The organism is Sphingopyxis sp. NJF-3 (assembly GCF_053514865.1).
The window spans coordinates 1,545,995-1,566,760 of the sequence record NZ_CM130726.1 but is presented as its reverse complement, the minus strand read 5'-3'; the positions used below and the strand labels follow the sequence as shown (position 1 = coordinate 1,566,760).

General features: G+C 62.2%; 29 protein-coding genes. All 29 read left to right on the top strand.

Annotated features, from left to right (window positions below):
* Positions 1 to 4 precede the first annotated feature (4 nt).
* Positions 5 to 220, top strand: a complete 216-nt coding sequence (locus ACOTSS_RS07560; RefSeq protein WP_448690886.1) for a hypothetical protein — start codon at positions 5 to 7, stop codon at positions 218 to 220.
* Positions 217 to 444 carry a hypothetical protein gene (locus tag ACOTSS_RS07555; RefSeq protein WP_448690885.1) on the top strand — a complete coding sequence of 76 codons (228 nt, stop codon included), beginning with the start codon at positions 217 to 219 and terminating at the stop codon, positions 442 to 444. The genes ACOTSS_RS07560 and ACOTSS_RS07555 overlap by 4 nt, the downstream gene beginning before the upstream one ends.
* The gene (locus ACOTSS_RS07550) at positions 441 to 1,001 is read left to right on the top strand and encodes a hypothetical protein (protein WP_448690884.1); all 561 of its coding nucleotides are present in this window, start codon (positions 441 to 443) and stop codon (positions 999 to 1,001) included. The genes ACOTSS_RS07555 and ACOTSS_RS07550 overlap by 4 nt, the downstream gene beginning before the upstream one ends.
* 658 nt (positions 1,002 to 1,659) lie before the next feature.
* On the top strand, positions 1,660 to 2,364 hold the full coding sequence (locus ACOTSS_RS07545; RefSeq protein WP_448690883.1) for an HNH endonuclease: 705 nt from the start codon (positions 1,660 to 1,662) through the stop codon (positions 2,362 to 2,364).
* 194 nt (positions 2,365 to 2,558) lie between these two features.
* Positions 2,559 to 3,020 carry a hypothetical protein gene (locus ACOTSS_RS07540; RefSeq protein WP_448690882.1) on the top strand — a complete coding sequence of 154 codons (462 nt, stop codon included), beginning with the start codon at positions 2,559 to 2,561 and terminating at the stop codon, positions 3,018 to 3,020.
* Positions 3,020 to 4,621: a terminase large subunit gene (locus tag ACOTSS_RS07535; protein WP_448690881.1), complete on the top strand. Its 1,602-nt coding sequence runs from the start codon at positions 3,020 to 3,022 to the stop codon at positions 4,619 to 4,621. The genes ACOTSS_RS07540 and ACOTSS_RS07535 overlap by 1 nt, the downstream gene beginning before the upstream one ends.
* Positions 4,622 to 4,637: 16 nt before the next feature.
* Positions 4,638 to 5,261 (top strand): HK97 family phage prohead protease, encoded by a 624-nt coding sequence (locus ACOTSS_RS07530; protein WP_448690880.1) that lies wholly within the window; start codon positions 4,638 to 4,640, stop codon positions 5,259 to 5,261.
* A 76-nt stretch (positions 5,262 to 5,337) separates the two neighbouring features.
* The gene (locus ACOTSS_RS07525) at positions 5,338 to 6,783 is read left to right on the top strand and encodes a phage major capsid protein (protein ID WP_448690879.1); all 1,446 of its coding nucleotides are present in this window, start codon (positions 5,338 to 5,340) and stop codon (positions 6,781 to 6,783) included.
* Positions 6,784 to 6,904: 121 nt separating this feature from the next.
* Positions 6,905 to 7,909, top strand: a complete 1,005-nt coding sequence (locus ACOTSS_RS07520; protein WP_448690878.1) for a GIY-YIG nuclease family protein — start codon at positions 6,905 to 6,907, stop codon at positions 7,907 to 7,909.
* A gap of 3 nt (positions 7,910 to 7,912) precedes the next feature.
* Positions 7,913 to 8,260 (top strand): hypothetical protein, encoded by a 348-nt coding sequence (locus tag ACOTSS_RS07515; protein WP_448690877.1) that lies wholly within the window; start codon positions 7,913 to 7,915, stop codon positions 8,258 to 8,260.
* Positions 8,260 to 8,421 carry a hypothetical protein gene (locus ACOTSS_RS07510; protein ID WP_448690876.1) on the top strand — a complete coding sequence of 54 codons (162 nt, stop codon included), beginning with the start codon at positions 8,260 to 8,262 and terminating at the stop codon, positions 8,419 to 8,421. The genes ACOTSS_RS07515 and ACOTSS_RS07510 overlap by 1 nt, the downstream gene beginning before the upstream one ends.
* A 7-nt stretch (positions 8,422 to 8,428) precedes the next feature.
* Positions 8,429 to 9,784 carry a phage portal protein gene (locus ACOTSS_RS07505; RefSeq protein ID WP_448690875.1) on the top strand — a complete coding sequence of 452 codons (1,356 nt, stop codon included), beginning with the start codon at positions 8,429 to 8,431 and terminating at the stop codon, positions 9,782 to 9,784.
* Positions 9,771 to 10,889, top strand: coding sequence for a hypothetical protein (locus tag ACOTSS_RS07500; protein WP_448690874.1), 1,119 nt, complete (start codon positions 9,771 to 9,773; stop codon positions 10,887 to 10,889). Before ACOTSS_RS07505 ends, ACOTSS_RS07500 begins: the two co-directional genes overlap by 14 nt.
* Position 10,890: 1 nt before the next feature.
* Positions 10,891 to 11,073, top strand: coding sequence for a hypothetical protein (locus ACOTSS_RS07495; protein ID WP_448690873.1), 183 nt, complete (start codon positions 10,891 to 10,893; stop codon positions 11,071 to 11,073).
* Positions 11,073 to 11,459 (top strand): hypothetical protein, encoded by a 387-nt coding sequence (locus ACOTSS_RS07490; protein ID WP_448690872.1) that lies wholly within the window; start codon positions 11,073 to 11,075, stop codon positions 11,457 to 11,459. Before ACOTSS_RS07495 ends, ACOTSS_RS07490 begins: the two co-directional genes overlap by 1 nt.
* Positions 11,456 to 11,641: a hypothetical protein gene (locus ACOTSS_RS07485; RefSeq protein ID WP_448690871.1), complete on the top strand. Its 186-nt coding sequence runs from the start codon at positions 11,456 to 11,458 to the stop codon at positions 11,639 to 11,641. The genes ACOTSS_RS07490 and ACOTSS_RS07485 overlap by 4 nt, the downstream gene beginning before the upstream one ends.
* The gene (locus tag ACOTSS_RS07480; protein ID WP_448690870.1) at positions 11,638 to 12,189 is read left to right on the top strand and encodes a class I SAM-dependent methyltransferase; all 552 of its coding nucleotides are present in this window, start codon (positions 11,638 to 11,640) and stop codon (positions 12,187 to 12,189) included. Before ACOTSS_RS07485 ends, ACOTSS_RS07480 begins: the two co-directional genes overlap by 4 nt.
* Positions 12,190 to 12,403: 214 nt before the next feature.
* Positions 12,404 to 13,279 carry a phosphoribosyltransferase family protein gene (locus ACOTSS_RS07475; protein WP_448690869.1) on the top strand — a complete coding sequence of 292 codons (876 nt, stop codon included), beginning with the start codon at positions 12,404 to 12,406 and terminating at the stop codon, positions 13,277 to 13,279.
* Complete coding sequence (locus ACOTSS_RS07470) at positions 13,276 to 13,920, top strand: hypothetical protein (protein ID WP_448690868.1); 645 nt, start codon at positions 13,276 to 13,278, stop codon at positions 13,918 to 13,920. Before ACOTSS_RS07475 ends, ACOTSS_RS07470 begins: the two co-directional genes overlap by 4 nt.
* The gene (locus tag ACOTSS_RS07465; protein WP_448690867.1) at positions 13,917 to 14,651 is read left to right on the top strand and encodes a glycosyltransferase family 2 protein; all 735 of its coding nucleotides are present in this window, start codon (positions 13,917 to 13,919) and stop codon (positions 14,649 to 14,651) included. Before ACOTSS_RS07470 ends, ACOTSS_RS07465 begins: the two co-directional genes overlap by 4 nt.
* An 80-nt stretch (positions 14,652 to 14,731) precedes the next feature.
* A complete protein-coding gene (locus ACOTSS_RS07460) occupies positions 14,732 to 15,361 on the top strand; it encodes a hypothetical protein (protein WP_448690866.1) in 630 nt (209 codons plus the stop codon).
* Positions 15,358 to 15,642 carry a head-tail connector protein gene (locus ACOTSS_RS07455; protein ID WP_448690865.1) on the top strand — a complete coding sequence of 95 codons (285 nt, stop codon included), beginning with the start codon at positions 15,358 to 15,360 and terminating at the stop codon, positions 15,640 to 15,642. The genes ACOTSS_RS07460 and ACOTSS_RS07455 overlap by 4 nt, the downstream gene beginning before the upstream one ends.
* Positions 15,639 to 15,965, top strand: a complete 327-nt coding sequence (locus tag ACOTSS_RS07450) for a head-tail adaptor protein (RefSeq protein ID WP_448690864.1) — start codon at positions 15,639 to 15,641, stop codon at positions 15,963 to 15,965. Before ACOTSS_RS07455 ends, ACOTSS_RS07450 begins: the two co-directional genes overlap by 4 nt.
* Positions 15,965 to 16,450: a hypothetical protein gene (locus ACOTSS_RS07445; protein ID WP_448690863.1), complete on the top strand. Its 486-nt coding sequence runs from the start codon at positions 15,965 to 15,967 to the stop codon at positions 16,448 to 16,450. The genes ACOTSS_RS07450 and ACOTSS_RS07445 overlap by 1 nt, the downstream gene beginning before the upstream one ends.
* Position 16,451: 1 nt before the next feature.
* Entirely contained in the window at positions 16,452 to 16,856 is a 405-nt protein-coding gene (locus tag ACOTSS_RS07440) for a DUF3168 domain-containing protein (RefSeq protein WP_448690862.1), read from the top strand.
* Positions 16,857 to 16,976: 120 nt separating this feature from the next.
* Entirely contained in the window at positions 16,977 to 17,423 is a 447-nt protein-coding gene (locus ACOTSS_RS07435) for a phage tail tube protein (RefSeq protein WP_448690861.1), read from the top strand.
* Entirely contained in the window at positions 17,420 to 17,833 is a 414-nt protein-coding gene (locus tag ACOTSS_RS07430; RefSeq protein WP_448690860.1) for a hypothetical protein, read from the top strand. The genes ACOTSS_RS07435 and ACOTSS_RS07430 overlap by 4 nt, the downstream gene beginning before the upstream one ends.
* 38 nt (positions 17,834 to 17,871) lie before the next feature.
* Positions 17,872 to 18,021, top strand: a complete 150-nt coding sequence (locus tag ACOTSS_RS07425) for a hypothetical protein (RefSeq protein ID WP_448690859.1) — start codon at positions 17,872 to 17,874, stop codon at positions 18,019 to 18,021.
* 3 nt (positions 18,022 to 18,024) lie between these two features.
* The gene (locus tag ACOTSS_RS07420; protein ID WP_448690858.1) at positions 18,025 to 20,763 is read left to right on the top strand and encodes a phage tail tape measure protein; all 2,739 of its coding nucleotides are present in this window, start codon (positions 18,025 to 18,027) and stop codon (positions 20,761 to 20,763) included.
* The last annotated feature ends 3 nt before the right edge of the window (positions 20,764 to 20,766 follow it).

The window sequence follows — 20,766 nt, the reverse complement described above, 5'->3', positions numbered from 1 at the left end:
CGATATGGCTACGAAATTCCCAGAAGGCGAGCCGCCGCACGACTTCGGCGGCGTCCGGCACCAAGGCTTCCCGCGCACCGCCCATATGATCGACATGGGCGTCATCGGGATGCTCAACTATGGCGATGGTTGGCGCGCTGAGTTCGAAGGTTACGAGGGCATCATGTTCGACATTCCGAAGCCGGTTGCTGATTGGCTGATGAAGGACAGCGGCCGATGACCGAGTTCGACAAAGCATGGCGCGAGTTCATCGACGCGGTTGCGGATGCGCTGCGGATACCCCCGATGCTGGATTGGCTGACGGCTTTCATTGATCGGCATCCGTGGATAGGCCGCATCCCGTCGGTGCCGCCTGCTCTGTTGTGGTGGGCATTCATCGCGATGACGCTCGGCGCGCCCCTGATTGCGCTCGCCTATCTCTGGGCAATGGGACAGATGCAATGACCAGCCTGCTCGAACGCGCCGCGCGTGCTGCCGAGTTCGCCGACGAAGCCTTCGTCGCGCAATATCCCGGACCCGGAGTTGTGGCGCGCGCCGACCCGGATTGGTCGAAGGCCGTTGCCCGCGCCGTCCTCGAAGCGATCCGTGAGCCGAGCGAGGGGATGCTATCCCAAGGACGGCTTATGTGGGATGAAATGGAGGATATGACCGCTGATACGTGGCGAGCGATGATCGACGCCGCATTGAAGGGTGGTGAGACGGACCAGCCAACCGAAATCTCGCTCGGGTTCGATGTCGTCACGTCGAAGGAAGCGGCCATTCGCCGCGCTCGCATCGTGCGCCAGCCCGTAACGGTCGAACTCCGGTTCCCCATCGGGCAATGGGAAAAGCCCGAAGACATGATAGGCCATGCAGTGCGCGTAGAAGCAAGCGGCGCGCCGTTCGGTGAGTATCTGGCAGAGTCCGTCGATGATCGCGGGCGCGTCGTGCTTCAGCCGTTCCAGCTTGACCGCGACTATGATTGGACCGAAAGGGAAGCGTCCGACCCCGGCAGGACGTAAATGCGCGGCCCCATCTGCGATGCATAGCGGAGACAGGCCAAGTCGCCGGGGAATTTGCCAACGGTTCGCGCGATCTCCCAACCGATGGCAATCAGCGCATTGACAATCTTGGCCCGATAACTGTATCTCCCTCACCGTAATGAAAGTTGCGCCTGCAACTGAACGGGTCGGCCAAGCGCCGGCCTTTTTCATATCCAGTTTGAGCAGCGGCGTGGAAGGACACGCAGTAGTGGGACCGCACGAGGCGTGGGCGGTCTGGCCCCCGAGCGATGGCACGGCGTAAGCAAGTGGCGTTCGGATCAGGGTGCGGAGGAACGGCCTCAGCCGGTGTCGAGTCCGGCCTGCTCATCACCTTTGCGCGGCGGCGCTGAAAGCAGAAGCGCCCCATAGCGGACATTGGCGGGTTCGAGTGTAGATCCGACGACGGGCCAAGGCCCCGGCTCACAGGCCACGCGGGAGTGGCGCCCCGCCCGCGCGAACATCGGCGCCTACAGCGTTCCGAATACGGCGGCGTGCCGCCCGTGCCGATATGGCTAGGACGCTGTGGAAACCCGGCCCCTCGCAAGGGCAGACGCAAAGCCGAACTGCCGAGGCGATCCGGACAGGCCGAGCGGCACGCGGTGGAAGCCCGCTCACTGACAGCGGAGGCGCTAGGGCAATGGGCGAGCGCATCCGTGGCCGCAAGGGTGTGGAGCTACGCAAGCGTAGGCTGAGGGCCGAGCCGCTGTGCCGGATGTGCAAGGCCGAAGGGATCATCCGGCAGGCCGATGTCGTCGACCATATCAAGCCGCTCGGCCAGGGCGGCGAGGACATCGACGAGAATTGCCAATCGCTCTGCCACGCGCACCACGACGCGAAGACGGCAAGTGAAGGCGGCGCCAACCTGTTCGGTGCCACGCATCCCGAATGGCTCAGGCCCAGCGCGATCCCGCTGACCATCATCTGCGGCCCCCCGGCCTCGGGCAAGACGACATACGCGCGCGATCGGGCGAAGCCCGGCGACATCGTGATCGACCTCGACGCGATCAGCATGGAGATAGACCCGACGTTTCGGCCTTGGTCCGGTCGAAGCAACGAACTGCTGAACGCCAGCCTCCGCAAGCGCAACGAGGTCCTTGGGTCACTATGCAGGCAGGCCAAGGGCCGCGCATGGTTCATCGTCGGCGCCCCGACCAAGGGCGAACGGCAATGGTGGCGGACCCGCCTTGGCGGCGATGTCGTCCTGCTCAACCCCGGATATGCCGAATGCCTGAAACGCAGCAAGGCGAGAGGGACGCCGACCTATGGCGTTGACGACTGGTTCAAGGCATCGGGCGAGGTCTGGCGCAAGCAGCGTGCCGCGATGGACGGATGGGACGAGTGACGGCCGGTCGACCGTCGCGTAATAATGTTGCGTGGGCGCGCAATCACATCGCAATGTGAGGCCGGGGGGGGTAGTGCATTAGTGTAGTGCACCACTAGGACACCGACCGCGCCCCATCAAAGAAATCTCTAACCCCATTTTCGTCCGGTGACGCGCCGATGATCGCCCGGCGCAACATCGCAATGTGAGGATTTATGAGCCGCAAGGATCGCGCCGACAGCAGATCGTCGGCGGTGACAATCGCGCAGGGGTCGGCTCGAACGATTGAGCCGCCAGTGCATGTGCCGCTCGACGAATGCGACTGGCCGTTTTGGAATAACGTGGTTTCGGAGTTCGCTCGGGCGCAATGGACTGACCACCAGCTTGAGATTGCCGCAATGTTGGCTCGGACAATGGCCAACCTCGAAAGCGAGCAACGGTCGCTCAGGTCAGAAGGTTTTGTGGCGGTCCGCGCGAATGGAACAACCGTCGAGAATCCGCGAAGCCGAGTGGTAAAGGGGCTGGCCGGCGACATCCTTTCGCTTCGTCGATCGCTCGCCCTTCACGCGCGCGCGAAGTCGGGGGACAATCGAGACGCAGCAAAGCAGCGCGACGTGGGGCGCGGAATGGAGGTCTCGTTGGACGATGACCTGATCGCAAGGCCCCGGTTGCAGTAATGCAGGTTCGCCAGTTGCCGGACATTGTTCGGCAGGCCATCAAATGCGGCCCGGTCCCTGAATTGAGGGACTGGCGCTCGCTCGATACGTCGCAGATGACGCGGGCCGAAAAGAACATGGCGTTCGTCGAGCGCCACCTGATCGTTCCCGAGGGTGATTTGGTCGGGCAGCCGATCCGCCTCGCGGACTTTCAAGAGGCCTGGTATTACGCGGTCTATGACAACCGCATTTTGACGCGCCGCGCCATTCTCTCGATGGCGAGGAAAAACAGCAAAACTGCGACGATCGCTACACAAGTCATGGTTCACCTGGTCGGGCCGGAAGCCAAGGAAAACAGTCGGATTTGCTCGGGTGCGCGGTCGCGAAAGCAGGCTGCCGAGGTTTTTAACTACGCCTACAAGATGGCGGTCAAGTCGCCGTCGCTTCGCAACATCGTCCGCCCTGTCGCGTCGAACAAGCGACTTATCGGCACGGTGATGAACACCGAATATGAGGCGCTGTCAGCCGAAGCGGGGACGGCGCACGGCGGTTCCTACATCGTGGCGATCCTCGACGAAGTGGGCCAGATCAAAGGGCCGAATGATGATTTCGTCGATGCGATCCGCACGTCGCAGGGCGCCTATGATGACGCGCTGATGCTGGTCATTTCGACGCAGGCGCCGACCGATGCAGACATGATGTCGGTGATGATCGACGACGCGATCCGATCACAGGACCCGGCGATCGTCTGCCACCTTTATACGGCGCCCGACGACATGGACCTGCTCGACGAACGTGCGTGGGCGATGGCGAACCCCGCGCTGGGTCTGTTTCGGTCGCGGCGCGACGTTGAAGAGGAAATGAAGAACGCAGCGCGCGTGCCGTCGGATGAAGCAAGCGCGCGCGTGCTGATCCTGAACCAGCGCGTCAACATGGTCGCCGCATTCGTATCGCCTTCGGTCTGGAAGGACGGCAATGGCGAACCTGAAGACGAGGCGTTCATTGACGGCCCGGTCTATGGCGGCTTGGACTTGAGCGCGACCACGGACTTGACCTCGCTCGTGCTGACGGCGCGGGACAGGGCCGGGATAGTCCATGTTCGCCCCTATTTCTGGATGCCTCAGGACAGCATCATCGAGGCGTCACGCCGGGATAAGCGGGAGTATGACGTCTGGGTGCGGCAGGGTCTCGTTCGGACCACGCCGGGCAAGGTCATCGACTATGAGCATGTCGCGGCCGACATCGGGGTTCTGACTGCAGACTTGCCGGTAGCGAAAATTGCTTTTGACCCTTGGCGCATGGATCGCATGAAGGCTGCGTTGGAGCGGCAAGGCGTCGGAGTGCCGCTGGAACCGTTCCGTCAGCGATACCAAACAATGTCGCCGGCGCTGGACGCTCTGGAAGCTGATTTGCTGCAAGGCAAGGTCCGGCACGGCAACCATCCGGTGCTGCGGATGTGCGCGTCAAACGCTGTCGAGCGTCGTGATCCAAGCGGGAATCGCATGTTGGACAAAGCGAAAGCGACGGGCCGCATCGACGGCATGGTGGCCCTCGCAATGGCGGAGGGAGTCGAGGCGATGAGCGCCGAGACGGCCCCGACCTATGAAATCCTTATCGTCTAAATCTGGAGCAATCCAAATGACCGAACTGATCAAAAAGGCACTCGCCTCGCCAGCGGGTGACGATCCGCTCGTCTATGTGATGAGCGACGAATCCGTCGATCGCATGGGTGACGTGATCGAGGCCGCTGGGTGGGACCTGAAGAACTTCAAGAAGAACCCCATCGCCCTCTTCGGCCACGATCACAGGTTCGTGATCGGCCACTGGACCGACGTGAAGGTCGAAGGCAAGAAACTTATCGGCCGCCTCAATCTTCTGCCGAAGGGCATCTCCGAGCGGCTGGACGAAATCCGTGCAGCAGTTGAGGCGGGCGTCCTGCGGGCCGTAAGTGTCGGATTTTCGTCCGATCAGGATAGCGTCGAACCGATGAAGACGGGCGGCCTGCGCTTCCTCCGGGCAATCCTCTACGAATGCTCGCTGGTCGCCGTCCCGGCGAACCCGAACGCCCTGCAAATGGCGAAATCGCTCAACCTTTCCGACGACGCGCGAGCGTTGATCTTCGGCGACAATGCCGACCCCGAAATTCCGCAACGCGAAGCGCCCGCCTCCTCTGGCAAATCTGTGCGCGTCGTGAAGCTGAATGAGCCTGTCAAAGCATCGACGGCGCCTTTCGTGATCCGCGAAATTAAGCGGACCAAGTAACCAAACCACGGTCCCGCGTCGTGATGACGTCGGTTTCCCAGTCCTCGTTTCGGCGGGGCAAGATGGACATTTTTCAATGGATTACGCGGAACAGATTCGCGCCTTCGAAGAGAAGCGCGCAAGCCATGTTGCTGCCCTCGAAACCATCGCAAAGGCGGCGGCCGACTCGGGCTCCACGCTCGACGAGCAGCAGAAAGAGGACAAGGAAAACCTCATCGCCGAACTGAAGGAGATCGACGATCACCTGAAGTTCCTGCGCGACATGGAAGGCATCGCGAAGGCGAAGGCCGCTCCGGTCGCCGGTCAGAACCCGGAAGAGGCTTCCGCCTCGCGCGCCGGTCATCGCGTCGAGGTTAAAGCCCAGCCCAAGCTCGAGCCCGGCATTGCGTTCGCGCGGCTGGTCAAGAGCTTCGGTATTGCCAAGGGCTCCCTCGGCGAGGCGATCGGCTACGCTCAGGCTCGTTACGGCGAGGAGAGCGACACGGCCGGCATTCTGAAGGGGATGCGCGACCGCGGCCTCGACAAGATCGAGAAGGCGGAAATCCCGGCGGGCGCGAACATCTCGGGCAACTGGGCTGAAGCGCTGGTTGGAGCGGAGTCGTCCGCGTTTGCCGATTTCGTCGAGTTCCTTCGACCGATGACAATTCTCGGCAAGTTCGGAGCCAATGGCATCCCGGGCCTTCGCCGGGTTCCTTTCCGCACCCGCCTCATCTCTCAGACCGGCGGTGGCGAGGGTTACTGGGTCGGTGAAGGTAAGCCGAAGCCGCTGACGAACTTCAACTTCACCGGAACCACGCTGTCTCCGCTCAAGGTGGCGAACATCGCCGTTCTGACGATGGAGATGGTGCGCGACAGTTCGCCCTCGGCGGAAACGATCGTTCGCGATCAGCTCGCCGCGGCGCTTGCCCAGCGCATGGACATCGACTTCATCGACCCGACCAACAACGGTTCGGCGAATGTGAAGCCGGCGGGCATCACCTACGGCGCGGACAGCATTGCCGCGTCGGGCACTGGCGACGCGGATGACATCCGTCTCGACGTGCAGTCGGCGATGCAGAAGTTCGTCAACGCCAACAACCCGCTCAGCTCGGGCGTTTGGATCATGTCGGCCGGCTCGGCGCTGGCACTCAGCATGATGCAGAATGCTCTCGGGCAGCAGGAGTTCTCGGGTATTTCGATCACGGGTGGCACGTTCTTCGGCCTGCCGGTGATCGTGTCGGAGTTTGCCGGCGCAAACTACCTGTCCGGCAACATCGTTGTGCTGGCGAACGCGCAGGACATCTACTTCGCGGATGAGGGCGGGATCACCGTCGACATGAGCCGCGAGGCCTCGCTCGAAATGCTGGACAGCGCGCTTCAGCAGTCGGGCGTTGCCGATGTAAACGGTGCTTCGCTGGTGAGCCTGTGGCAAAACAACTTGGTCGGTTTCCTCGCCGAGCGAACGGTTTGCTGGGCTCGTCGCCGGGATACCGGTGTGACCTATCTGACCGGTGTCACTTGGGGCGGCTCGCCCAACACCTAAACTTGACGCCCCTTCTCCGAAGGGTAAATAATTGTTGTGGGCCTAGGGTAGCTCCCGAAAACTTGCAGCCTAGCAGGCTGGCCCACAACATCATTTAGGCGGTTCTGTAGGCAGGAACCTGATGGGATACATCTACGCGCTTCGCGATCCGCGAACCTGTGAGGTTCGCTATATTGGATTTTCGACCGACCCCGATGCGCGCCTTCGAGCGCACATTCAAAAGGCCCGGTCAGGACACACCACGCACCATTGCGCGCGATGGATCATGAAATTGATCCGCGAAGGATCTTCGCCGGAATGTGTCATTCTCCATGAGCTTGGAGATGACGAAAGCTGGCAGGATTGCGAGCGGCGATGGATCGAAGAATACCGCGCACGCGGCGCTCGTCTCACGAATATGACCAAAGGCGGCGAAGGTTTTGTCGGACTGTCTGATGAGGCTATCGCCAGGCGCGTGGCAACACGCCGGGAGACGATAGCAGACCCTATAAAGGGAAAGCGGTTTCGGGAATCTGTTGCAGCGGCGCAGGGAACGCCGGAACAGCGCGCCCGCAAATCGCGTCTCATGAAAGAGAAGTTCGCGGATCCCGAGTATCGGGACGCATTCAAGGCGGCATTAGCGACGCCAGAAGCGAGGCGCGCGCGATCAGAGGCGACAAAGCGCCGGATGGCTGATCCCGAAGGCCATGCCGAACATTGCGCCGCCATGAAGCGTTACGCCGAGACTGACGAAGGAAAAGCGGCCCTCCAGAAGCTCGCCGAGATTTCGCATACGCCAAGCGTCAACGCCAAGCGGGCGGCTTCAGTTCGCAAGGCATACCAGAACCCGGAACTGAGGCGTCAGGCATCTGAGGTGAATAGGGAGATCGGCGCGCGACCGGACGTGAAGCGCCGGAAGTCAAAAGCTTCTCGCGAAATGTGGGCCGACCCCGAAAGGCGCGAGGCCATCATGGCCGCCCTGACCGCGCCGGAAACCAAAGAGAAGCAGTCGAGCGCCAAGATCAAATCATGGTCCGACCCCGCCACCAGAAGGCGAATAGTCGAGGCAAGATGGACGCCCGAGCGGCGCCGCGAACAGGCTGAGCGCATTCGAAAGCGCAACGCCGATCGTTCAAAGAAGGAATGAATTATGGTCGACATGATCGCCACGAAGAAGCTGAAATACGGCACGCGCCGCTTGCTGCCCGGTGACCCGTTCTCCGCTCGCCACGATCGCGATGCGAAACTGCTGATCGGCATCGGCAAGGCCCGCTATGCGACGCGGGACATGGTGGCGGAAGATGAGCCGGTGATTGCCGCGCCTGTTGAATTGCCGAACGCCCCGGCGCCGGAACCGGTCGAACCCGCGCCGATTCCCGAGGCCGCGGAAGCCGACGAACGCCCCGCCCTCCGCGCCGAGTATGAGACCAAGTTCGGCAAGAAGCCGTTCATGGGTTGGGACGCCGCCGCGCTGCGCGAAAAACTCGCGGCCGAATAATGAACGAAATTCTCGCCATGCTGATCGCCGCTCTTATCGGGGCGGCGCTGATCCTGTCGGGCATCTATCTGCTCGTCGGCATGGCATGGACCCTGATCGCGGGCGGCATCGTCTGCTTTGCCTTCGCAGGCATCATCCGTAGGGGCGTCTATCGTGCTTAGCCGAGCATTGGGCGTCCTGTCTGCCGGACTGGCGCCGCGAACGAAGGCGAACCTGTCGCCGCCGGATGATCGGGGCTGGTATCGCATCCTTGAGAGTTTTTCGGGCGCGTGGCAGCAGAACGTGACTGTGGATCAAACCGCGGTGCTGGCGAACCATGCGATTTTTTCCTGCATCACGCTCGTTGCGCGGGACATTGCCAAGCTGCGCCTCAAACTGGTCGAGCGCGACAAGGACGGCATCTGGACGGAAACCGATCGCTCATCGCCTCTCGCACCGGTCCTGCGCAAACCCAATCATTTTCAGACCCGGAACCAGTTCTGGGAATCGTGGATGCTGTCGAAACTGTCGCGCGGTAATACCTATTGCCTGAAAAAGCGCGACAATCGCAACGTCGTGACCGCGCTCTATGTGCTCGATCCGAACCGCGTCAAACCCATGATCGCGCCAGACGGATCGGTCTATTATCAGCTTTCGTGCGACAACATCGCTGGCATCGAGGAAAGCCAAATCCTCGTGCCCGCGAGCGAAATCATCCACGATCGCTTCAACACGCTCTTTCATCCGCTGGTCGGACTGTCGCCGATCTTCGCGAGCGGCCTTGCCGCGACGCAGGGCCTGAAAATTCAGGAAAGCAGCGCCAACTTCTTCGCCAATTCGTCGAAGCCCGGCGGCCTTCTTATCGCGCCTGGCCGAATTGACCCTGACAACGCGGCCCGCCTTAAAGAGACTTGGGAAACCAAATACAGCGGCGCGAACGCGGGCAAAATCGCTGTCTTGGGCGATGGGATGCAATACACGGCGCTGACCGTGAACCCCGTCGACTCCCAGATGGTCGAACAGCTCAAATGGACCGCCGAGCAAATTTGCGGGACGTTCCATGTCCCGGTCTACAAAATCGGGATCGGCGCAATGCCGACATTCAACAATATCTCGGCGCTCAACACCGAATATTACGCGCAGGCGATCCAGTCGCACCTAGAGGACATCGAAAGCCTGCTCGACGAAGGGTTGGGCATGAAGGCCAACATTGGGACGGAGTTCGATCTGGACACCTTGCTACGGATGGACCCGGCAACCCAGATGGACACGCTCGAAAAGTCTAAGGGCAAACTGACGGTCAACGAGCAGCGCGCCAAACTGGACAAGAAGCCGGTCAAAGGCGGCGATACCGTTTATCTGCAAGAGCAGGATCACAGCCTCGAATGGCTCGCCAAGCGCGACGCGCAGCCGATCGAGATGCCCACCTCGCCACCTGCGGCCAACGAAAACGAGCCGACCGACGAAGAGCGCGCGCAGGCGCGGGCCGGTCAACGGGCGCTACTGCGCGAAAAAACGATGGAGCGGCTGAATGCTCGACCTTGACGATATCGCCGACGTCGTTTCGAGCGCGGTGAAGTCGGCCACTGCGCCGCTGCTCGCGCGCAATGCCGAATTGGTTTCTGCCAATGCCGACCTCGCCAAGCGCCTTGCTGCCTTGGAAGCGCGCGAGATGCCGACCGTCGAAGGCCTCGCGAGCCTCGAAACCGTGCGCGAGATGATCGGCTCCGCGCAGCCCGACCTTGCGAGCGAATTGCAGCCTCTGGTCGCCCGCATGGATGCGATCGTCGAAACCGGCGAAGAACGCGACGCCCGATTGGCCGCTGTCGAGCAACGCGAAATGCCGAGCCTTGAAGGCTATGTGACCACCGAAGCCGCCAAATCGCTTGTCTCCGACGCTGTATCGGCCGCCATTGCCGAAATCCCGGCGCCGCAGGACGGAAAGAGCGTTGAGCCGGAAGAAGTGCAGGCGATGGTCGACAAGGCTGTGGCGGCGCTCCCTGCGCCCGAGAAAGGCGAAAAGGGCGACAAAGGCGACGCGGCTGAAATCGACATGGATGCCGTGCGCGAGATGGTCGACGAACTGACCCGGCAAGCGGTGAGCGAGCAGCTTCCCGACGCGGTGAAGGCAATCCCCGTTCCTGAAGCCCCCGCCCCGATCGAGCCCGACATGGAAGCGATCGGCAAGATGATCGCGGATGGCATCGCAAAGGCTGTCAGCGAACTGCCCGCCCCGGAGAAAGGCGCAGATGGCATTGGCCTCGCGGGCGCCATGATCGACCGCGACGGCAATCTGGTCATCACGACCAGCGACGGCCGGACGCACAATCTGGGCCTTGTCGTCGGGAAGGACGGTGAAGCGGGCGAGACCTTCACGCTCGACGATTTTGACATTGAGCAGACCGATGAGCGGACGCTGGAATTCAAGTTCCTGCGCGGCGACACGATGCACACGTTTGAACTGGAATTTCCGGTGCCGATTTTCCGGGGCGCGTGGAAGGAAGGGACGTGGAGACGCGGGGATATGGCCGTGTGGGGTGGCAGCTTGTGGGCAGCCACGAAGGACACCGACGCCAAGCCCGATGCGCCCGATAGCGGTTGGATGATCGCCGCGCGCAAGGGCCGCGACGGCAAGAGCGTGAAGGACTGACATGCTGATCAAGTTGGACGACGCGCCATCGGTCCCCGGCGGTAGGGCCATTGTGCTGTGCGACAATGACGGAGTTCCGCTGCCGATGCAGACCCGAACCGTCGTTGACACCAACGTCGGCGACTTTGGCTCCATCACCGTGACGTTCACCATCGACGGCGAGCGTGTGAGGTTCGCGGACTGATGGCCCGCCACGTCTTCACATTCCGCTCCGAGCATCGCGGCCTTGACGAATGCCTTGCCTGCTTTGCGAGCGCATCGGAAGCTGCCGCCCATGCTCATTGCGAGCTGATCGAACTCGACTTTGCGGACGGCGCAATTCGGTTTCAGGGCATGGCTCTGGTGAGCATGGAAATGCGGATCGAGGGCAATGTCGTGATCGGCGAGGTCAAGCCGACCGCCGCGATCGTCCTGTTCGCGGCGTGGTTCATGACCGCGCTGCCGAGCCGCGCGACGGTGATGTGGAAAGACGGCTGGCCGATGTTCCGCTGCCCGCCGAATGATGACCGGCATAGCGACGATGGGCCGCCTCCGATGCTGTCGCCGGAATTTTGGAAGGCTCTCATATGATCCAAAAATACACGGCCGGGCGCTTCTTCCGGATTGGGCGCTGGACGGTCTTCATCAATCAGCATTGGTGGTCCGCGAAACTTCGGACGCATCTGCCTCGCCGGGACGTGAACCAAGAGCATATCGTGCTCTGGAACACACTGATCCTTGGCGTTGAAATCAGTTGGTGGCGCCCCGCGTGAGGCGCCTAGAAATCGGCCCCGGCGCCGAACGTCTGCCGGGGTTTGAGACATTCAACATCGCGCGCGGCCCCTTCACCGATCACGTCGGGGATGCGCGCCGGTTGCCGTTCAAGGATGCGACTTTCGCCGAAGTCTACTCGTCGCACTGCATCGAACATATCGAGTGGTTCGACGTCGAAGCCACCATTGCCGAATGGGCGCGGGTTCTGGCGCCGGGCGGATTGCTCGAGGTCCATACCGTCGATGCCGTGCCGCTGATGCGCGCGATGCTCGAATGGGAGGAAACGGGCGAGACTGATCGCTCGCCGGGGGCATGGAAGCGCGACCTGCACCGCGACCATCCGTTCGTCGCGGCGGCTGGGCGCATCCTCTGCTACGCCAAGCGGGGCGATAACGGCGCGAACATGCACCGGGCGATCCTGACGCCGCGGTATCTGCGCGAATGCTTCGAGCGGGCCGGGCTGGTCGATCTTGAAACGGTCGCCGAGCCGAAGGGCAGCAAGAAGCATCGGAGCATCAACATGGGACTGCGGGGGCGGAAGGCATGACGGGAATCGCAGACTACATCCCGCACCGCCGTCCGGTGGCCCCATGCATCGGCTGGCTGGCGCACAATACGAAGACCTGCGAATGCTATGAGAGCACGCGCAGACAGGCTTTCATGGCATCGCTTCACCCGCGCTCATTTAGTGGCTTCCTCTGCGCGATTGGCCGCCATCGGTGGGCCGACGATCAAATTCACCACCGGAGATGGTGCCTTGAATGCCAGCACGGCATCGAACCGGCGCCGGAACCGCCATGCTGAGCGTCCGCACGCTGGCCGACATGGCCCGCATCATCACGGCGAACCTGCACCGGATCGACCGCAACGCCTATGACTGCATCGTCGGGGTGCCGCGCTCTGGCATGATCCCGGCGAGCATCATCGCGACGCAGCTTCAAATGCCGCTCGCCGATATCGTGGGATATGGGAAGGGCATCGTGCATGGCCGCTCTGGTCGCCCTGTGGCGGCCGGGAAGCGCGTTTTGCTGGTCGATGATAGCTGCAACAAGGGCGGCGCGTTCAAGCGCGCTGTGGGCCTCCTGCCGAAGGGAACGAAGGCAACGCGGCTGGCAATCTTCGGCCCCTATCAGGTCGCGCCGGAATCGGTCTGCGATATGTGGTTCGAGGCGGTGCATGGCCCGCGCGTCTTCGCCTGGAACTGGACGAAGCATGTGAGGCTCCCGCGCTGGGGCTTCGACTTCGACGGCGTTCTCTGCCGCGACAACACGAAGGCCGAGAATGACGATGGCCCGCGATATGCCGAGTTTCTGGCGAACGTGGAGCCGCTGTTCATCCCGCAGCGCCCGATCGGTCACATCATCACCGGGCGCGCGGAGAAATACCGCGCCGAAACAGAGGCGTGGCTGGCCCGGCATGGGGTTCAATTCGAAAGCCTGACCATGACGCCTTGGCCGACGAAAGCCGAACGCATGGAAGCGATGCGGTCGATCGGCGGCCGGGGCGCTTGGAAGGCCGGTCACGCCGAAAGGCTGGGGGTCGAGATGTTCATCGAAAGCAGCCCGAAACAGGCGGGCATCATCGCGCGCGAGGCGGGAATTCCGGTGTTCTGCACCGAGACGCAGGAGGTCTTGTGAACGCGGTGCTGAGGGAAAACCGGGTGCCGCTGTCGGAGGCGCTGAGGACCGAAGACAAGGCCCTTGCGCGCGCCTTCGCGTGGATCGGGCAGAATTATAGCTCGGATGAATATGAGGCTGTCCGGGCGGGCTATGAGAACCGGATTGACCCTAAGTTCCTGGCGGTCTGCGAGCGGGTGCGGCGCCTCCTGCCGATCGCGATATCGCTTGGTTGGGACAGGAAAAGCGATTTGCGCACGCTCGATCTGGGTTCGGGCGCTGGGCACATGGGGCTCATCGCTAACTGCTTCGGGCACAGCGCCGAGGGGATCGACTGTTGCGACCTCTATGACGCGCTGCGCGAGTTTTGGCGGCAACCGGCGACGTTCCACCGGATCGAGGCCGGGGTGCCGCTGCCGGTTGGCCGGTTCCATTCGATAACGTCGATCCTGACCAACTACGGCCGCGACTGGTCGATCGCGGACTGGGATGAGTTTCTGGGGCGCATTGGCGCGGACCATCTGGAAGCGGACGGCGAGTTCGTGATCAGCTTCCCCGGCGACCCGAACGCCGAGGCAAGGGTGCATCTTCGGCGCCGTGCAACGAGGACTGAGGGAGGCGGGCGGTTGATGTTCTTTTCGGCGCAGGAGTTGGCCGCGTGATCCTTTCGCTGGTCTTCCCATATTACCGGAACCCGTCGATGCTTTCCCTCCAATACGCGGAGATGACGCGCTGGTCGGAGAAGGCGAAGGCGCAAATCGAGGTGGTGATTGTCGACGATGGTTCGCCCGAGCCCGCGGTTGACGTCGAGCGGCCGGAAGGACTGCCGGCGCTGCGCATCTATCGGGTGCTGGAGGATCGGCCGTGGTTCCAAAACGGAGCGCGGAACATCGGCGCGCACGAAGCCGAGGGTCCATGGCTGTTGCTGACCGACATGGACCATGTGCTGACCGCCGAGAATGCGGACGCGCTGTTGAAACGCGTGCATCGGCTGGATCCCGAGACGGCCTATATGATGCACCGCGTTGAGGCGGACACCGGCTTGCCGACGCTGAACGCCAATGGTCAGCCCAAGCCGCACCCGAACAGCTTTGTCATGACCCGCGAAATGTATTGGCGCCTTGGCGGCTATGACGAATGGTTCACAGGAATTTATGGCACGGATTCGATGTGGCGCGCGCGGCTCTATGCGGTCGCGAAAGAGGGGTTCCTTAAGAAGGTCGCCCTCACCCGCTACTGGCGCGACCTTGTGCCCGACGCCTCGACTACGACGCTGCCGCGCAAGGAAGGCCGGAAGCCGGGCGAGAAAGAGGCGATCGCCATCGCAAAGAAGGCCGCGGGCAAAGAGGACGAAATCCTCTCCCTGTCCGCCGAATACGAGCGCGCGCTATGATCTCGATAATCTTCTGGCTCTGGCGGCAGGAAAAGAGCCGCACCGTCTACACGGCCGATCACGTCAATGTCGCCGCAGCCATGGTCCGCCGCAACCTGTCGATGCCGCACCGCATCTGCTGCGTGACCGACATGCCGGAAGGTATCGACCGGTCCGTCGAGATCATCACCCCGCCCGGCGAGTTTCTGGACATCACGAACCCGCGCTGGTCGAACGGTCGCCCTCAATGCTACCGGCGCCTGTCGATGTTCCGCCGCGATGCTGCCGACATCTTCGGCGAGCGGTTCGTCTCGATGGATCTTGATGCGGTCATCGGCGGCCCGCTCGATCCGCTGTTCGATCGGCCGGATGACATCGTGCTTTTCAAGGGCACGCTTCGGGGACGCCCGTATAACGGATCGATGCTGATGATGACCGCAGGCTGCCGGCCCAAGGTCTACGAGGACTTCAACCAGGCGTCCGCGCTGGAATCGGGCCGGCTGTTCTGCGGCTCCGATCAAGCCTGGCTGATGCACAAGCTGGGGCCGAACGAAAAGGTCTGGGACGATCAGGACGGGGTTTACTGGTTCGGCGGCGCCTATCGCACGCGGCGGAATAAGGTCGATCCCCGCGTCCTGTTCTTCCCCGGCAATCTCAAACCTTGGGACGTCAAGAAAATCGACCCGTTCACGCGGGAGCATTATCATCTCGGTCTGATGGAGGCGGCATGAGCGTCTCGCTTGAAATGGCGAAGGAACAGATTCGCGTCACGCACGACGACGAAGACGGCCTGATCGCCAGTTACATCGTCGCGGCGAATGCTTGGCTCGTGCGATACTGCGGTGACAATTACGACCCATATGCGCCCGAGCTAGAACAGGCGGAATTGCTGCTCGTCTCGCATTGGTATGAGAACCGCTCGACGGTCGATTCCGGCAACGTCATCCCGCGTGAAATTCCGTTCTCCGTCGAAGCCCTCGCCGGCCCGTTCAGATTGCCGACGATCGTATGACCACGATCGGCCGCCGCGACACGCTCGTCACGATCCAGCGCTTCACGTCGACGCAGGACGAGTATGGCGAGGAAGTCCAGACATGGGTGGATCTCGGCAAGGAGTGGGCGGCGGTCTTCTACGGCACCGGGGCCGAGCGCAGGGAAGCCGCAAGGGAGCAAGGCGAGCAGGCAGCGACGTTCAATGTCCGGTCGAATACCATGACGCGGGGCCTGTCCATTCGTGACCGGATCGTTTCCGGGTCGGATAATTGGGACATCGTATCGGTCGCGCCGATCCGACGCGCCGAGATTGATCTTGTGGCAAAGCGGGTGGTCGAGTGATGGCCCGCCAGACGTTCAAAATCGAGGGCTTCAAGGAACTCGAAAGGGCGCTGGCTGAAGACCTTCCAAGGGCCACCGCACGCAACGTCCTCAACCGCACGGCGGTCAAATCAATCGAACCGTTGCGCGTGAAGATGGGTCAGCTTGCCCCCTATGACCCGCAGGACCGGGACGGCGACGGCAAGCACCTGAACGAAACGATGAAAACCCAGCGCGTGACGGCCAAGCGGGCGCGCGGATCGGCACGGTTCGACCGATCGTCCGGCGTTCAGGTGATGACCGGCCCCGCGCCCGAAGGAAAGCGCGCTCGAGCAAATGCGGGCTGGCAGGAGGAAGGAACGGTGGAAATGTCTCCGAACGCCTATGCCCGCCCTGCCGCTGACAGCGAGGGTGAAGCAACCGTGCGAAGGGTGCGCGATACGCTGGCCGACGAAGTGAACAAGGCGAAGGCGCGTATTGCGCGGAAGCTGGCAAGGGGGCGCTGACATGGCCGACCTCGCAACCGCCTTCCGCGCCCGTCTTGTCGCAGATACCGCGGTCGCCGCCATCGTCTCGACCCGCATCTATTGGGGCGTCGTGCCGCAAAATGCTGCCCTGCCCTACGTCCGACTGTCGATCATCAGCGACGTGCGGCCGGAGCATCTGAAGGGCTATCAGGGATCGCGTAGGACGCGCATTCAGGCCAGTTGCTTTGCCTCATCGTTCGGCGCCGCAAAGCAGCTTGGAACCAAGATCGTGAAGGCGCTCGATGCCCCTTGGTCGACCAATGACGACAAGGTCGGCCGGGTGAAATGCGAAGGCCCGCGCGAGGGTCGGGGCACCGACACCGCGGCAGGTTTTATTCATCACCAGATCGTTGAAGCGATGATGGAGCACACCTTCGCCGATTGATATTCGCGCCAGCTTGGACCGGCTGGCCGTGCAGCATTCAGGTCCGTTCGTTCAACCGGGTTTCCACGTCGTGAGACGTCGAGTCCCAGACCGCTTCGGCGGCAAGATGGATTTTTCAACATGGCAGAAACTGGCGACGCCTCGCTCGGCTATATGGGCGAGTTCTGGCTGCATGATGGCAGCGCGCTTTATGAACTTGTGCAGGTCAAGGAATTCGATGTTCCGACCGGCGGCACCCGCGAACAGGTCGAGACGACCCACCTGAAATCGCCCGACTGGCGCCGTACCTATGCCAGCGGCTTCTACGAGGATTCGGACTTCGAGGTTCTGCTGAACTTCCGTCCGCTGTCCGATACCGACGTGCTGCTCGAAGATGCTCTGAAGGAAGCTGATGTTCGCGCGTTCAAGGCGGTCCTGCCCGAGAATGGCGAGCCCGTCGCGCAGATCGAAGGCACCTGCAAGTGCACCGGCTATTCGCGCGGTCGGGTCACTCCTGATGGCGTGATGGAAGCGACTGCGACCTTTCGCATCGTCACGGTCGACGACATCGAGGCGTATGTGTCGTGAACCCGATCAAGGGCGAGGCGCCGCTGAAACTGAGCGACGGACGTGAATATGTTCTGACGCTCGATTTCGAGGCGCTGGTGGAAGCGGAACAGGCCTACGGGAAACCGCTTCCCAAGCTGATGGCGGATGCGTCGGTTGGCTTCATGGGGGCCGTGCGCGCTTTGCTCTTCGGGGCATTGCGCGCACATCACCCCGACATCACCGCGGTCGAAACGGCCGAGATCATCATGTCCGACTTCGATGCTGTGGGTGAAGCGCTCCAGGCAGCGACACAGAACGGATTTCCGAAAGCGGAGGGTAAGAAGTCGGGAAACGCCCGCCCCGCTGGGAAGACCTCTGGTCGCAATGGTGCGAGGCCGGCCTCGACCCGGAAGCCTTCTGGCGCGCGACCCCGCGCACGTTCGGGCTGATCGTCGGCGCAAGACTCAAGGGAGCTCAGGATGCGGCAGTGTCCATGGGCTGGCACGCCGCCGTGTTCGCTGGGCAGCGCAAGCTCAAGCCGCTCGCCGATTATCTCCGCACACCAGAGGAAAAGCGCCGCGAAGGCGTGCGGAAGATGATCGCGATGGCGAAGGCCAAGGCAAAGAAAAAGGACTGATCCATGGCCATGGCAGACACGATCGCGCGATTGAGCGTCTGGCTCGGAATTGACACGGCAGCCTTCGAAAAGGGTGCCGACATCTCCGAAAAGCGCCTCAAGAAGATGGAGCGCGAGTTCACCAAACTCGGCGACAAGCTGCAGGATATCGGCAAGACGATGTCCGTCGCTATCACGGCTCCGATCGCCGGGATCGGCGCGGCAGTCGTCAAGATGAGCGGCGACTTCGAAAGCTCGATGATCAAGCTCAGCATTTCGTCACAGGCCACGGCCGACGAACTGCGCCAGATGAACAAACTCGCGCTTCAGCTTGGCAAGGATACAATTTTCGGCGCATCGGACGCCGCGAACGCGATGGACGAGCTTGCGAAAAGCGGCCTGTCTGCTCGTCAAATCCTTGACGGCGCCGCCACCGCCGCCGTGAACCTAGCGACGGCGACAGGCTCCGAGCTTTCGCCCGCCGCCAATGCGATCACCGACACGATCCAGCAGTTCGGTCTTTCGACTTCCCAGCTTCCCGATGCGGTCAACCAGATCACCGGCGCTGTGAACCAGTCGAAGCTCGACTTCGAGGATTATGCGCTCGCGATCGGTCAGGCCGGTGGGGTCGCCGGCGGTCTGGGCGTGGAATTCAAGGATTTCAACGCCACCATCGCCGCGACGTCCTCCCTTTTTGCCAGCGGCTCCGATGCGGGCACGTCGTTCAAGACCTTCCTGACCTCGCTTGCCGGGAACAGCAAGCAGGCGAAGGAGGCAATCGCGCAGTTCGGGTTGCAATTCTACGACGCCAACGGGGGGCTGCGGTCCATGGCGGAAATCGCCGAGGAATTGCGGACGAAGCTCGGCGGGCTCAACGAACAGGCCAAGACCGAGGTTTTGAAGCAAATCTTCGGCACCGATGCGATGCGAACCGCCATCGGCTTGATGGCCCAAGGCGCCGAAGGCCTCGACCGTGTCGCTGCGGCCATCGAAAAGACCGACGCCGCGGCGCAGTCGGCGCAGCGCATGAAGGGCTTCTACGGCCAGCTCGAAAACCTGAAGGGCGCGATCGAAACCCTCGCCATCCGCATCGGGCAATCGGGGGTCCTCGAAGCGATCACCGTGCTCGTCACGAAGATCGCTGATTTTGTCGACTGGCTCTCCACGGCGAGCCCAGGCGTGCTGCAATTTGCTGCCGTCGTGGGGACTCTTGCTGCCGCTATCGGCCCGGTCATCCTCGCGATCGGTGCGATGACCAGCGCATTCTCCCCCTTGCTCGTCATCGTCACGACCCGCCTCATTCCGGCGTTCGCTCTGTTCAAGCTGGAACTGGCTGCGCTCGCCGTCGCGGGCGGCCCCGCCGCTGTCGCTATGCGCGTGCTCGCCGTCGCCCTGCGCGGATTGTTGATCGCTACCGGGATCGGTCTCGCGATCACCGCGCTTGCGGGAGCGGTCTATCTGCTCACCCGGCGCACGAATGAATCAGTCCCGGCGACGAAGGCATATAGCCAGGCGCTCAACACCGCCGAGCAGACGGCAAAGGATGCACAGGTGGCATCTCAGCGCCTATCAACTGCAATGGGCGAAGAACGGAAGGCGGCGCTGAACGCGGCGACGGCCCAACGGGCTCTAGCCGAGCAGCGGCTACGCGCAGCCCAGACGAGACTTTTGCAGGCGGAGTTTGAGGCGAAGGCGACGGCAGCCGAGGCGCGCCGGACGGCAAATCTCGCGTCGGGCGGCGGGCCCGGAGAGGGTGTGCAGGGGCGAATTTCACCAAGTCAGCATCGCTTCAACGAAGCGCGACGGGCAGCTGAGACCGCGGATGCCAACGCGAAAGCGGCAGAGGCAAGTGTCATAAAGCTTCAGAGGGCAAAGTTCGATCTTGACCAGTCGATTAAGGCGGCGACGGCTCCGATCAATCTTCCTGCTGTTTCGGCCAGCCCCGACGGGTCAATCGCTGCGGCTCGCGATCAGGTACGAAGCCTTGGGAGGGAGGCCGGTGTAACGAATTCGGCGCTACAAGACCTGCTCGACACCCTCTTCCCTGAAGAAGAGCGAGGCCGGGAGTTTGCGGCCAATTTGACGCGCCTCAAGTCGGAATTGGACAAGGGAACGATCAGCGCCGACCGCTATTCGGCGGCCATCGACCGGCTCTGGAAAAACTATCTCGGTATCAAGGCGCAGGAGGTTCCTGACGTCAGTGTTCTGAGCGGAGAGAAGTCGATCGAAGAGTTGAACAAGGAGGCCATCGATAGGCTTCCCGACGCATTCTCTACGCTCGCATCGCAGGCCGAATATACGAAGGTACGCGTCGTAAAGTCCTTCAAAGACATGGCCGACGATACGCTGTCAGCCCTCAACCGCCTGTCGAGCGCGATCCAAGGCGGCGGGTTTCTGGATATCCTTCAGGGCATCATCGGCCTTGGGTTGCAGCTTGGCAGCATCGGCGCGTTTGGTCGCAAGATCCAGGGCAACATCAACCGCGTTCCCGGCAATGCCAACGGAACCAGTTTCTGGGGTGGCGGCCTGACATGGGTTGGCGAGCGCGGCCCGGAACTGGTTGACCTTCCGCGAGGCGCACGCGTGACCCCGAATAACGACATCAAGGGGATGCGCGGCGGCGATAAATATTATTTGAGCGGCAACCTGCTGACACCGGAATTCTGGTCGATCATCCAGTCCGGCAATGTCCAAGCGGCAAATGCCGGCGCACAAGGCGGCGTCGCCCGCATGCAATATTCGCAATCTCGGCGTTGGCGGTAAGCG